Here is an 11,431-nt window from a genome sequence, read left to right on the forward strand (position 1 = left end):
CAATTACAACTGCCAATTAACCAGAATTTTAGTTACACTTTAACGTATTGAAAGTAGAGGAAGATACACATGCGATTGAGCAGAAAAGCGTGGAATAATGTGGTCATTATTTCAATGCTATTGATGATTTTTTTCTTCAATGGTTTACATAAAAAGCTCAATACTCAACCTGCAGAGGACGGCATGCACGCGCTGCTACCTGAACAAAGTTTTATTTTGGCGATGGCATTTCCCGAACTTAAAATTGAGCGAATTGGCACTTCTTGGCGTAGTCAAACCTTACAAGAAACAACATGGCACGGGGATGAACAAGCGTTAGAGCAATTAGTTGAGCTGTGGCAGCATCAACTGCTCAATCTTGCAAGTATACCTGTAAGTAAGCTTTCGAAGACATCAGCGAACTATGTTGCTTCAGTGTGGTTAGCGGGTGAGCAATTACCTGCGGTGTATCAACTTTATACCATTGAAGGAAATTACTACCTACTCGATAAGCGGTTACAGCGTGTATTTGCGCTTGAACACGCCGATGCCACTCAGTTATTTCCGTTATATCCGTTTAAGAGAATGACAGATGCCTGAATTACCAGAAGTTGAAGTAAGTCGGTTGGGGATTACTCCGCATGTGCTTGACCACGTAGTGGCTAAAGTGAATATTCATAATGCCAGCATGCGCTGGCCAGTGCCTGATGATGTATATCAGTTACAAGGTCTTAAAGTTAACTCGATTGAACGCAGAGCAAAGTATTTATTACTGGGTTGTGAGCGTGGAAGTGTCATATTACATTTGGGAATGTCAGGCAATTTACGCGTTGTGAATGCCGATGAACCACTTAAAAAACATGACCATATCGAGTTTGTTTTAGAGTCTGGAAAAGCGCTTAGGCTAAATGATGCGCGCCGCTTTGGGGCATGTTTATGGCAAGCACCTGGCGAGTGCCATACTTTACTGACCAAGCTAGGCCCAGAACCTCTTACTGATGATTTTTTTGCTGAGCGTGTTTACGAGCAATCAAGAAACAAGAAAGTACCGGTTAAGCAATTTATTATGGATAATGTCGTGGTTGTTGGTGTGGGGAATATCTACGCCAATGAGTCGCTATTTAAAGCGGGGATCCACCCCAAACGTGAAGCGGGAAAGGTATCCTTAAAACGTTATCAACAATTAGTGCCTATAATTAAAGACACACTAGCTGCGGCGATTACTCAAGGCGGCACGACGTTAAAAGATTTTGCGCAAAGTGATGGTAAACCGGGTTATTTTGCTCAGCAATTATTGGTGTATGGCCGCAAAGGTGAGCCGTGCGTTACCTGTAAAGAGCCGTTAAAAGAAATTAGATTAGGCCAAAGAAGTACCGTGTTTTGTGCAAATTGCCAAAAATAAGCGTGTATTAATAAGGCAGTAAAAAGCACGCCCGTTGGCGTGCTTTTTAATTATAGCTCGAACGGGGCAACACCGACGGCTTTCATTTTATAGCCTACTTGGGCTATTTCACCGGACCAAGTCTCAGTGCTTATTACCCCTGTTACCACAATGGCATCATATAGGCTCTCGATTGGTACGCCACCTTTAATGGTTACATGAACAATTTGATTTGGCGGTGGAGGTGGTACATGAATACAAGCACCAAAATACGGCACAAGTAAAAATTCAGTAATTACCTCACTGTCCCCTTCAAGCGGAACGACAAAGCCCGGAAGACTGACTGATTGGCCATCAAGTTCTTTGACTACAGGAGCATCAAGGTCTGGTTGTACCCAGTTTTGCTCGCTGCCTTCATGGTTTGCTTGTGCTTGCGTGTCAATTTGCACGTGCCCTTTAGGGATTAAATCTTCCCAGAAGATTTCCTTTGGTGGTCCAGCATAAGCCCCTGTGCATAGTAATAATGTCGCTAAGACTGCGAACTTTTGAAAAAACTGCATAACATTCCTTAAATTTTAATACTCATACCATCTGCAAGTGAGTAGAAATACGCGCGGGTCGCAGGAATTAACCCAACAATAAAGCCTGCTGCTATTATCGCAGCTAATAGCATGAGTTCATAGGATGACAATAACGCTATATTTAGACTTATTCCTGCATGGCTTTGCAAGTAATCTGCGCTCAGTAGCATTAAGCCATAGAACAGTACAATGCCGAGCAGGCAACCTAACCCAGTGATGAGAATCGATTCAACACTGATCAAGGTGAATATATGCCACGGTCTCGCGCCAACAGAACGCAAAATTGCCAACTCTCTTCGGCGTTGGTTTAGGCTCGATAACAGGCTAGTTAGCATACCAAGTAAACTAATTAAGACCACGACGATGGAAAACAGCAGCAAGATTTTTTCGACAATTGACAGCATCTCCCACAGTTCACGCAATGTGACTCCCGGCATAATCGCTAATAAAGCCTCCGGTTTATATTGGTTGATATTACGGCGAACTTGTAATGTGTAAAGCGGTGAATCGAAGCCAAGCAAAAAAGCGGTGATTTGCTTAGGATTTCCAACCAAATTAATCTCGTCATGCTCATGCTCATGCTCATGCTCATGCTCATGCTCATGCTCATGCTCATGAGATTCATCTTCGACATGGTCGGCTTCGTGCGTATGAGATTTACCATGAATCGTGTCAATTGCAGCAAGTGGTATATGGAGAGTTTTATCAACCGGCGTACCTGTTGGCTCTAAAATACCGACTACCGTGAATGGGTTATCATCATGATTATGAAAACTAGTGTTACCCATGCCATGCGCAATAACGACTTTATCGCCCAATTTATAATTAAGCGAACTGGCAACTTCTGAACCCAGCACCACTTCAAATAAGTGATTAAACTGCTGGCCTGATGCAAAACGAAGAGGCTGCTTTTTTCCGAACCGATAATGGTTGAAATAATCTTTATTGGTCCCGAGCACTGCAAGGCCTTTGTGACTATCACCCAACGACAGTGGAATGGCCCATTTTACGCCACGTTGTTGCGTAATGTATTGATAGCTGTGCCAGCTAACCCCGTTATTAGCATGGCCAATACGAAACACCGAAGATAACAATAATTGGATGTCGCCGGTGCGAGCACCAACAATTAAGTCAGTGCCGGAAATCGTGTTACTAAAGCTACTTTTAGCATCGACCCGCACTCGCTCAATTGACATCAAGAGCATGACGCTAATGGCAATCGTAAATAAGGTGAGTAAGGCACTAGCTTTGCGGTTTAGTAAACTTTTAATCGCGAGTTTAAGCAGCGACATGTGTGCCTCCTTGTAATTCAACAAGGTTAACACTGCGCTTAAAAAGCCCTTGCAAGGTTTCGTCATGGCTTACAAATACCAGTGTACTGTGCGTTGCTTTAGCTTGTTCAAACAGCAATTTAACGAATGCTTGGCGATTTTGTGTATCGAGTGCGGAGGTCGGTTCATCGGCAATAATAATTTCAGGGCTGCCAATGAATGCACGTGCAGCTGCAACACGTTGTTGCTGACCGATGCTCAGTTTAGAGACAGCCTGATGCTGTAACGCATCTGTCAAACCAAGTGCTGTTAAAAGACGACTTGCTTCAAGGTTAATAGAAGGGCTGTTATTAAGCGCCTGCTTTTGCCGTAATTTAGAAAATTGGCAGCCTAAAATTACGTTTTCAATAGGTGATAAATACGGCAATAAATTAAAGTTTTGAAAAATATAACCAATGTGATCGGCTCGAAAACGATCGCGTTTACTATTACTTAATTGGTTAACAGCCTTATCTAAAAGAGTGATAGTCCCTTGGTTGGGAGTGGTGACGCCCGCAAGCAAAGACAATAGCGTCGACTTACCACAACCACTCGGGCCATGTAAAAACACATGCTCACCTTGCTCAATATGCAGCGAAGCAATATTAATGGTGGGCGAAGCTTGTTGTGCGTGCCATTTAAATAGCACATTTGAAAGCGTGATCATAACGACCTATTCGTTGTTACCATCGCCAGTAATTTAACTTTTTACGCATTTTAAAATTACGAATAAAGTTACGTGGTTTTGGCTTAAGTACTGGATTGTTCAATAGTAATTCATTGCTTGCTGCAAGTACACGCTGACTCGATAAGCCATCTTGGTAGGGGTGCAACTGCTGACAAAAGTGCTCAATTTTTGTCATCAGCTCAGTAGGCGTTGTGAGCGCATAATCGATTGCGTCTTCAACTTTATCTGGGTTTGTTACATCAATAAGGTGCTCATCGGGTGCTTGATTACAAAAAGTTACCACGGGCTTTCTTTGCAGTAAAAACATCAGCAGAATAGAGGAGGTATCACAGAGCATGACATCTGCCGCTTGTAGTAGCGGTAATACGTTATCGGTTTCTACGAAAGTTAAATTATCGTTTTGTAAGGCTTTATATTGCTCGACTAACTCACTCGGCATTTTTGGGTGGAATTGCACTAAAATACGCCACTTACCTTGCTGACTGTATGCTTTAATGTGTTCGTAAAGTTTAGGGGCTAGCGATAATCGCTTTGAAAACGTTGAGCAGATCAATAAGGTTTTTCTAGGATCATTTGGGTTTTTATAAGGGTTATTTGCGATCTGTGAAAAGAACGGATCGAGCGTTGGCCAACCGGTTTCTTTCACTTCAAAAAAGCCATGTTTTGTTGCAAGTGCCTTAAATGGAGCCGTTGTATTCGGTCCTTGAGTACAATATAAGTCAAAACAACCACGAATTTTAAAGTGATCATTCTCGCCTTTTCTGTTTAGCTTTCCGGCATCAAACCCATGAAAAACGCCGACTTTAATTCCTGGAATAAATGTAGGAATAATATTTGAAGGTGCATAAACAACATCAGGTTGCCAGTTGTGAACCTCTTCTATAGTACTCAGAGTCTGTTCACCTTCATTTAAGAATTCATGATTAACGTTGCTACCCTCTAAAAACCACCTAACTTGGCCACCGCGCGCTAAGATTTCTTGCTGTAATGGGCGCAAAATAGCGTACGAATAGTTTTGTGAAATATACATTAAGTATTTTTTTTCTGCGGTAGCTGTTAAGTAATCCAAAAAAACCTCCTATTGCGAGAGGCGTATTATAGCTAAATATTGTTTATGACAGCAAAATTACGGTGATTTTAATTTTTTTTTGATTTTATCTGCGGAGCCTCGTAGCGGATCTGAGCGCAATGATTGAGCTTTCACAGCGTCTAGATTATTATAGGCGGCCATAACCCCAATCCCATACATGTGCTTTTAAGAGCATGCCAAATACTATCGGAGATAGCATGACTAGCTATAAAGTTTTAGACGTAAACGATGATTTACCGATCCGTACCAAAGGTGCGGTACACAGTGGTAAAGTGCGTTCAGTTTATTGGTTAACTGATGAGGACAGCGCGCGTTTAATTAGTGAAAAAGGGTATCAGGTTCCAAAGGGGACTGAGCTTGCTATTATGGTTATCTCTGACCGTATTTCAGCATTTGATTGTATTTGGCAAGGTGAGAATGGCTTAAATGGCGTGCCTGGTAAGGGGATCGCGTTAAATTCAGTTGCATCTCATTGGTTTAAATTGTTTGATAAAGCAGGCCTTGCTGGTAACCATATCGTTGATATTCCTCACCCTTATGTGTGGATTGTACGCAAAGCAAGTACAGTCAAAGTGGAAGCAATTGCACGCCAATACATCACGGGCAGCATGTGGCGCGATTACGCAAAGGGTACCCGTAACTTTTGTGGTATCGATTTACCAGAAGGTCTAACAGCAAATCAAAAGCTAGATAACGTACTTATCACTCCTTCAACGAAAGGAATTATTACCGGCGTAGCTGAGATCCCCGAAGTGGATGATGTCAATATCACGCGTGAAAACATCACTAATAACTTGTCAGTGTTTAATTTTAAGTCGGAAGATGATGTTGCGAAGTACGAACAGTTACTGGTTGAAGGCTTTAAATTAATCAGCGAAGAGCTTGCTAAACTTGACCAAATTTTTGTAGATACGAAATTTGAGTTTGGTTACGTTGAAGACGTTGATGGTTCTGACAAACTTATATACATCGACGAAGTGGGTACACCTGATTCATCACGTATTTGGGATGGGCAAGCGTATCGCGATGGTAAAATTATCGAAAACTCTAAAGAAGGCTTCCGTCAGTTATTAATCAATAATGTGCCTGACAGTGATGTGTTATTAAACAAAGATCGTATGGATGAGCGTGAGCAGCTTGCAAAAGACTACACCTTGCCAGAATCTGTGATGCTTGAGGTATCTGATACTTATGTGGGTATTGCAAGTAAGATCATTGGCCAAGAGATCACTATTCCAAGTGATCCACGCAGTGAAGTGATTGCCATTTTAGATACAGAGTACGGCTTAATTAAGCAGGGCTAAGCTGTATTCTTTCGTAAGTGACGCACTGATGTAGCGTATAAAAGCCAAGTTTGCTAAAAGGGCACTTGGCTTTTTTGTTTCGAGGGGGGGGAAATATCACTCGTTTTATTATCTAGGTAGAGCAGAGAAAGATTAATGCTTCATTGTTTTAAGAACTTTGATACCCTCTGTATTCTAAAAGTCTAATTTAGTTTGATAGGGTGTTATTAGCCTCTTTTTATTTAGGTTAGATGGCTGAAACAAAAAATCTATTTATGTACAATGAGCCCCCTTTTGGTAATTAAGTTGTGAAAAATGCAATTATACTTTGACGTACTGCACCTGTATTACATTCCTCAATATGTGCCAGTTTTACAGGAATTGTTATCAAAAGGTCATAAAGTTTCGATGGTTTTTTACAAGAACCAAGATAGGCGAAGTGTAGATGTTAGCCATAGCTTTATAAATAAAAACTCAATAAATGCTATTTGGTTAGCAAGCAGTGATGATGCATTTAATTTTTATCAAAACTCAAATGCAGATTGGATCGTGTTTGGCAATAGCTTTGAAAAAGTTGAACTTTTAAATAAAAAGACTGTTTTAATGCAGCATGGAATTGGGCCAAAGCAGTGTTATTACGATGTATCTCAAAACAAAACGACAGTGCGTTTTGTAGAAGGTGAGCATAGGTTAGCGCGTTTGAAAAGTCTTTACCCACATAGTAACTTTATCGATGTTGGTTATGCGAAGCTTGATCCCATATTTAATCAAACACTTGAAAAGCTTGATTTAAGTGATTTAGGATTAGATCCTTGTAAAAAAACACTCTTATATGCCCCTACTTTTTACCCCAGCTCTATTGAATGTTTTAGCGATGATTTTCCCTCTCACTACCGTGATTTCAATATAATTATAAAACCTCATCATTTTAGTTTGTTTAAACAAAGGTATAAAAAGCAACGTTTAAAGCTAGAGCAATGGGCAACGTTTAATAATGTGTACGTAGCAAGCGAGTATGATTTTGACCTTACCCCTTTTTTGGACATTGCTGACATTATGATATCGGATGCTTCATCAGCAATTTTTGAATTTGCGGCATTAGGTAAACCTGTTGTTTGGTGTGATTTTTACAAGTTACGTTGGTCTTACAAAGGAATTTTCTCTTTTAGATTGAAAGCAAGGTTGGATGACGATATTGAGTATTTCCATCAGCTTTGTAATCGAGCTAGCTGCTACGAAGAATTACAATCTATCATTGGGTTTGCAGAACAGCAACCTGCTGAATTTGTTGAATTAAGGGAAAACATTATTTATAAGCTTGCAGGGAAGACGGATGGACACTCAGCAAAGAGAATTGTCTCTTATTTAGAGGAGCATAAATGAAACGTGTTATAACGTTTGGTACGTTTGATATTTTTCATGTAGGGCACATTAATATATTAGAACGGGCAAAAGCGCTTGGAGATTATTTAATTGTGGGGGTTTCTTCTGATGACCTTAACTTATATAAAAAAGGACGAAAACCTGTATACAGTGAAGCAGATAGACTAAAAATTATTAGTTCGATGAAATGTGTCGATGAAGTATTTATTGAGCATTCATTGGAGCTTAAAGCTGAATATATCAAAGATCACCAAGCTCAACTTCTTGTTATGGGAGATGATTGGGCGGGCCGTTTTGATCAGTTTAAGCATTTATGCGATGTAGTCTATTTAAAGCGAACACCATCAATCTCAACAACTGAGATAATTGAAGTTGTGCGCGATCCTTCGAGTAAATAACAAAAACTACCACATTATTTTGTGCGAGTGAATTGACCGCCTGATATTTGTTCAACTTAATATTAGGTCTCTTTTTCGGTCATTATTTTCTCTAACTCTGCAGTTTTCACTTTTCGCTGCAAATACATGCAAGTTCTGTATTTGAGGTTCCTAAGGAATGTGGATCGTGATGAGTGCCTTCCAGAATTTGCCATCACTATATCACTTTCAAAACTTCTGTCTTCTGAAATTGGATAGGGTTTGATACCTAGCATTTGCAGCCCTACCTCGCTATGGAATTGCATATCCACATCGACAGGCCGGCAGAAGGGTTTTCGAGTAAGTAATTTTTTTGCTCCAGGTAAACTTATTAAGTATCCCTGTGTGCCATTTGGGGCTTTTCGATAATTACCAAGTGTGAAATTATGTTGAAGGCTTTTGCTATCAATAAAAGGAAAATCTCTGTTGTCAGAAAGCTTAATGAGATCCCAACCATGCAGCGAACTTGATAATTCTATGATTGATATTAGGTGCTCTTCAATAAACAGGTCGTCTTCAAGCACTAAACAATGATTAATTTTTTCATCGACTATTTTTTGCCATATACGCATGTGGCTTACATAACAGCCTATTTCGCCTAGCGTTAAGTCACGATGATATTTTTGTTTATTGTTTTGCGGTGAATACCACTCATCTAATTGCTCTTTAGTGAGTTCCTTGCCAATTGTCGCAGGAAACCTCTCGGCGCTGATACCTATGTTCGTAAGTCTATTATTGAGTGTTTTCCAGCGCTTTTCACTGCCTTGCATGTTAATGACAAATATAGGAACTGACATGACTTCTATTAATTAACCTTTTCTAATTTTTATTCTAACATTTAGAATAAAAGATACATCCAGAATTTGAAAGTTTGATGAATTGCGTGAGCAGCGTTTAAACACTTATGACTAAACAGGAATTAAATGAAAAATATAGTCTCAGCCTCATGGTTAAATAATAACCTGACAGCGAAGGATCTGGTTATTTTTGATGCGGGTATGGTTCGCCCAGGTCAGGAGGGCAGCTACGCTCCAGCCGCTATGCTACCGAATGCACAGCGCTTTGATTTTAAAAATACACTGGCTGATAACTGTAATCCGGTCCCAAGTATGATGTGTAGTAGCGAGCAATTCACCGAACACATGCAAGTCGCGGGAGTTAATCAGAATTCACGTGTTGTTATTTATGAAGACCAAGGTTTATTTAGTTCAGCACGGGCATGGTGGATGTTTAAGGCTATGGGCTTTGATAACGTAAAAGTCTTAAGTGGAGGTTTAGCAAAGTGGTTGGCTCAGGGATTTGATGTTCACTCTGAGTATTATACGCCGACAACAAAAGGTAACTTTGTTGCACAGCCCCGTAAAGATTATTTTATCACGGCAGAACAGGTACTAAATTCACTTTCAGATACGAGTATTATCACGCTAGATGCAAGGCCTACAGCTCGTTTTACTGGCGAGCAAGCAGAGCCACGTGATGGCATGCGCAGTGGTCATATTCCGGGTAGTCGTTCTTTACCTTTGTCAGATTTATTGAATGGCGGGGAGCTTAAGTCTCTTGATGCATTACACACATTGTTCAACTCACATGTAAATGGACACACTCAGCTGCAATTTAGCTGTGGTTCAGGAGTGACGGCCTGTGCCCTTGCTTTGTGTGCGGATGAGTGTGGTTATACTAACCTTCGGGTTTACGATGGTTCTTGGAGTGAGTGGGGCGCTTGTCACGATTTACCTATTGAAAAAGGCCCGCATCAATAAATGCAGCGTAGTTATGCCAGCTGCCGATACTATTTTTGTTAAGTGGCTGGCGAATTTGCTTTTTACTCGCTGTCGCTGATGCTGCGTTATTTTTATAAAATGCCAAACAGCTTGCTTGCCAATTTAAGTTACAAAATGCATAGAGCTTTTGGGTTTGTTTAATTGGCTCTTCGACTAACTGCTCGTAACTCTGTAAATACACTTGTTTAGGGTACTTAGTGGCAAAGTGCGTCGCTAAAGCGGTGTAGTCTTGGTGAAAGGCGACAATATCGTAAAATGTAAAGCTGTAATGGTGAAAGACACTTTGCGGGTTATATAACTGCCTGTAATTGGCTACGCTGCAATCATGCCAATTTCGTTGCATACACACTATTTTGGCGTGAGGAAAAGCCGCTAAAATAAAATCAATATAGTAAAAATTAAACGGTTGTTTATCACAACTGCGCAGTGTGTTACTGAGTTTTTCGGCTCGTTGTTGGTAGTGGGTTATTGTTTGGTGAATGTCAGCGCAAGCGTAAGCCTTGGCGAACATTTCACTATCAATAACACGGTTTGATTGTGTGCCATGTTGCATGAGTTGTGCGATATCATTCAGTTCGCCAATCCCTTGTAATTCATCACTTTGATTAAGTATTTTTTCAACGAGAGTGGTGCCTGAGCGCGGCATCCCTACAACAAACACAGGGGCAAAGTCAGAGTTACTAGGAGATAATTGACTGTGTGTGCTGTGTCTCATTAATGTTTGGCAAAACTGACGATGTTGCTGTGATTGATAGTTAAGTTGTTGCGCAATAGCTTGTTTACTGTGCGTAAAGTACTTAAATGCATTCTCGTAGTCGTTTAAATGCTCATAATTTAAAGCAAGACTATGGAAATACGCCTGTTGATCACTCGCTGTATGTACGCGTTGAGCTTGGGGTTGTAACACGTTTAAGTGCTGCTTAGCTTCTTCGGTATTGTTCAACTCGGCCAGTGAATAATGGGCTTGATAATAGTGCTCGTGTTCAGTAATAAGCTGCTTTAATAGTGTTTTAGCTTCGCCAAACAGGCCGTGAACTTTTAAGGCCACTGCTAAGTTATAGCTTATTTGAGGTGTTTGCTTATCAAGTTGATAGGCTGATTGTTGAAATGTAAGGGCATCATCATAATAGCCTAAGCGAGTTGCAATGTTGGCGAGTGTATCTAACTCCAACGCACTGTAATGCTGTGTTGCCATTGCACTTTTATAATGAACAGTGGCGCGACTTATCTCCCCTCGCAATATAAGGTGCTTAGCGAGGTTTAAATGATAAATATTTAAAGGCTCAATACTGAGGGCTTTTTCAATTAACTTAACCGCTTTATTTAAATCACCGGCAGCTGTATTTACTTCACTGAGTAAAAAGTAGCTAACGTGATCATGCGGGTTTTGCTGCAGGCGTAAAACTAACTGCTGGTGGGCTTCAGCCAATTGTTTATTCGCTAGAAGTTGATGTATATGTGTGCGAAGCGCGTGTTGAGTACTATTAAGCATGGTTCATCTTAAAAGCCTTGCGGTAAACCAGCAAGGCTTTTATGAGA

At 40.6% G+C, this 11,431-nt stretch carries 12 protein-coding genes; 6 read left to right on the forward strand and 6 right to left on the reverse strand.

Annotated elements, in window-relative coordinates; all coding sequences use genetic code 11:
* The first annotated feature begins 69 nt into the window (after positions 1-69).
* Positions 70-579 carry a hypothetical protein gene (locus H3302_RS02500; protein WP_182396112.1) on the forward strand — a complete coding sequence of 170 codons (510 nt, stop codon included), beginning with the start codon at positions 70-72 and terminating at the stop codon, positions 577-579.
* Complete coding sequence (mutM, locus tag H3302_RS02505) at positions 572-1,381, forward strand: bifunctional DNA-formamidopyrimidine glycosylase/DNA-(apurinic or apyrimidinic site) lyase (RefSeq protein ID WP_182396113.1); 810 nt, start codon at positions 572-574, stop codon at positions 1,379-1,381. Before H3302_RS02500 ends, mutM begins: the two co-directional genes overlap by 8 nt.
* Positions 1,382-1,431: 50 nt before the next feature.
* Here the strand turns inward: mutM and H3302_RS02510 are convergent, their stop codons facing one another.
* From H3302_RS02510 to H3302_RS02525, 4 genes are read right to left on the reverse strand one after another with little or no spacing between them, the layout of a single operon-like run.
* Positions 1,432-1,920, reverse strand: coding sequence for a DUF3299 domain-containing protein (locus H3302_RS02510; RefSeq protein WP_036971118.1), 489 nt, complete (start codon positions 1,918-1,920; stop codon positions 1,432-1,434).
* A gap of 8 nt (positions 1,921-1,928) precedes the next feature.
* Positions 1,929-3,233, reverse strand: coding sequence for an FtsX-like permease family protein (locus H3302_RS02515; protein ID WP_182396114.1), 1,305 nt, complete (start codon positions 3,231-3,233; stop codon positions 1,929-1,931).
* On the reverse strand, positions 3,220-3,918 hold the full coding sequence (locus tag H3302_RS02520; protein ID WP_036971112.1) for an ABC transporter ATP-binding protein: 699 nt from the start codon (positions 3,916-3,918) through the stop codon (positions 3,220-3,222). The genes H3302_RS02515 and H3302_RS02520 overlap by 14 nt, the downstream gene beginning before the upstream one ends.
* Before the next feature lie 16 nt (positions 3,919-3,934).
* Positions 3,935-5,008 (reverse strand): CDP-glycerol glycerophosphotransferase family protein, encoded by a 1,074-nt coding sequence (locus H3302_RS02525; protein ID WP_231387309.1) that lies wholly within the window; start codon positions 5,006-5,008, stop codon positions 3,935-3,937.
* 218 nt (positions 5,009-5,226) lie between these two features.
* Here H3302_RS02525 and H3302_RS02530 point away from each other — a divergent pair, with 218 nt between their 5' ends.
* The 3 genes from H3302_RS02530 to H3302_RS02540 all read left to right on the forward strand — a co-directional run bounded on the left by H3302_RS02530 (position 5,227) and on the right by H3302_RS02540 (position 8,093).
* Entirely contained in the window at positions 5,227-6,333 is a 1,107-nt protein-coding gene (locus H3302_RS02530; RefSeq protein ID WP_036971109.1) for a phosphoribosylaminoimidazolesuccinocarboxamide synthase, read from the forward strand.
* A 294-nt stretch (positions 6,334-6,627) separates the two neighbouring features.
* Complete coding sequence (locus H3302_RS02535) at positions 6,628-7,695, forward strand: CDP-glycerol glycerophosphotransferase family protein (protein ID WP_036971106.1); 1,068 nt, start codon at positions 6,628-6,630, stop codon at positions 7,693-7,695.
* Entirely contained in the window at positions 7,692-8,093 is a 402-nt protein-coding gene (locus tag H3302_RS02540; RefSeq protein ID WP_036971103.1) for an adenylyltransferase/cytidyltransferase family protein, read from the forward strand. Before H3302_RS02535 ends, H3302_RS02540 begins: the two co-directional genes overlap by 4 nt.
* A gap of 62 nt (positions 8,094-8,155) precedes the next feature.
* Here the strand turns inward: H3302_RS02540 and H3302_RS02545 are convergent, their stop codons facing one another.
* Positions 8,156-8,908 carry a glycosyltransferase family 25 protein gene (locus H3302_RS02545; protein WP_182396115.1) on the reverse strand — a complete coding sequence of 251 codons (753 nt, stop codon included), beginning with the start codon at positions 8,906-8,908 and terminating at the stop codon, positions 8,156-8,158.
* Between the two features lie 126 nt (positions 8,909-9,034).
* Here H3302_RS02545 and H3302_RS02550 point away from each other — a divergent pair, with 126 nt between their 5' ends.
* On the forward strand, positions 9,035-9,871 hold the full coding sequence (locus H3302_RS02550) for a sulfurtransferase (RefSeq protein ID WP_075594065.1): 837 nt from the start codon (positions 9,035-9,037) through the stop codon (positions 9,869-9,871).
* Here the strand turns inward: H3302_RS02550 and H3302_RS02555 are convergent.
* Positions 9,846-11,384 carry a sulfotransferase gene (locus tag H3302_RS02555; RefSeq protein ID WP_182396116.1) on the reverse strand — a complete coding sequence of 513 codons (1,539 nt, stop codon included), beginning with the start codon at positions 11,382-11,384 and terminating at the stop codon, positions 9,846-9,848. The genes H3302_RS02550 and H3302_RS02555 overlap by 26 nt on opposite strands.
* Positions 11,385-11,431 lie beyond the last annotated feature (47 nt).

Origin of the sequence: Pseudoalteromonas sp. MT33b (assembly GCF_014117385.1) — a bacterium.
In the GTDB taxonomy this organism is placed as follows: Bacteria; Pseudomonadota; Gammaproteobacteria; order Enterobacterales; family Alteromonadaceae; genus Pseudoalteromonas; species Pseudoalteromonas lipolytica.

Bases quoted from the DNA above. Each gene is read 5' to 3' on its own strand.
- H3302_RS02555 (WP_182396116.1), bottom strand. From the start codon at position 11,384: ATGCTTAATAGTACTCAACACGCGCTTCGCACACATATACATCAACTT.
- H3302_RS02545 (WP_182396115.1), bottom strand. From the start codon at position 8,908: ATGTCAGTTCCTATATTTGTCATTAACATGCAAGGCAGTGAAAAGCGC.
- H3302_RS02515 (WP_182396114.1), bottom strand. From the start codon at position 3,233: ATGTCGCTGCTTAAACTCGCGATTAAAAGTTTACTAAACCGCAAAGCT.
- H3302_RS02520 (WP_036971112.1), bottom strand. From the start codon at position 3,918: ATGATCACGCTTTCAAATGTGCTATTTAAATGGCACGCACAACAAGCT.
- H3302_RS02530 (WP_036971109.1), top strand. From the start codon at position 5,227: ATGACTAGCTATAAAGTTTTAGACGTAAACGATGATTTACCGATCCGT.
- H3302_RS02540 (WP_036971103.1), top strand. From the start codon at position 7,692: ATGAAACGTGTTATAACGTTTGGTACGTTTGATATTTTTCATGTAGGG.
- H3302_RS02550 (WP_075594065.1), top strand. From the start codon at position 9,035: ATGAAAAATATAGTCTCAGCCTCATGGTTAAATAATAACCTGACAGCG.
- H3302_RS02500 (WP_182396112.1), top strand. From the start codon at position 70: ATGCGATTGAGCAGAAAAGCGTGGAATAATGTGGTCATTATTTCAATG.
- H3302_RS02510 (WP_036971118.1), bottom strand. From the start codon at position 1,920: ATGCAGTTTTTTCAAAAGTTCGCAGTCTTAGCGACATTATTACTATGC.
- H3302_RS02535 (WP_036971106.1), top strand. From the start codon at position 6,628: ATGCAATTATACTTTGACGTACTGCACCTGTATTACATTCCTCAATAT.
- mutM (WP_182396113.1), top strand. From the start codon at position 572: ATGCCTGAATTACCAGAAGTTGAAGTAAGTCGGTTGGGGATTACTCCG.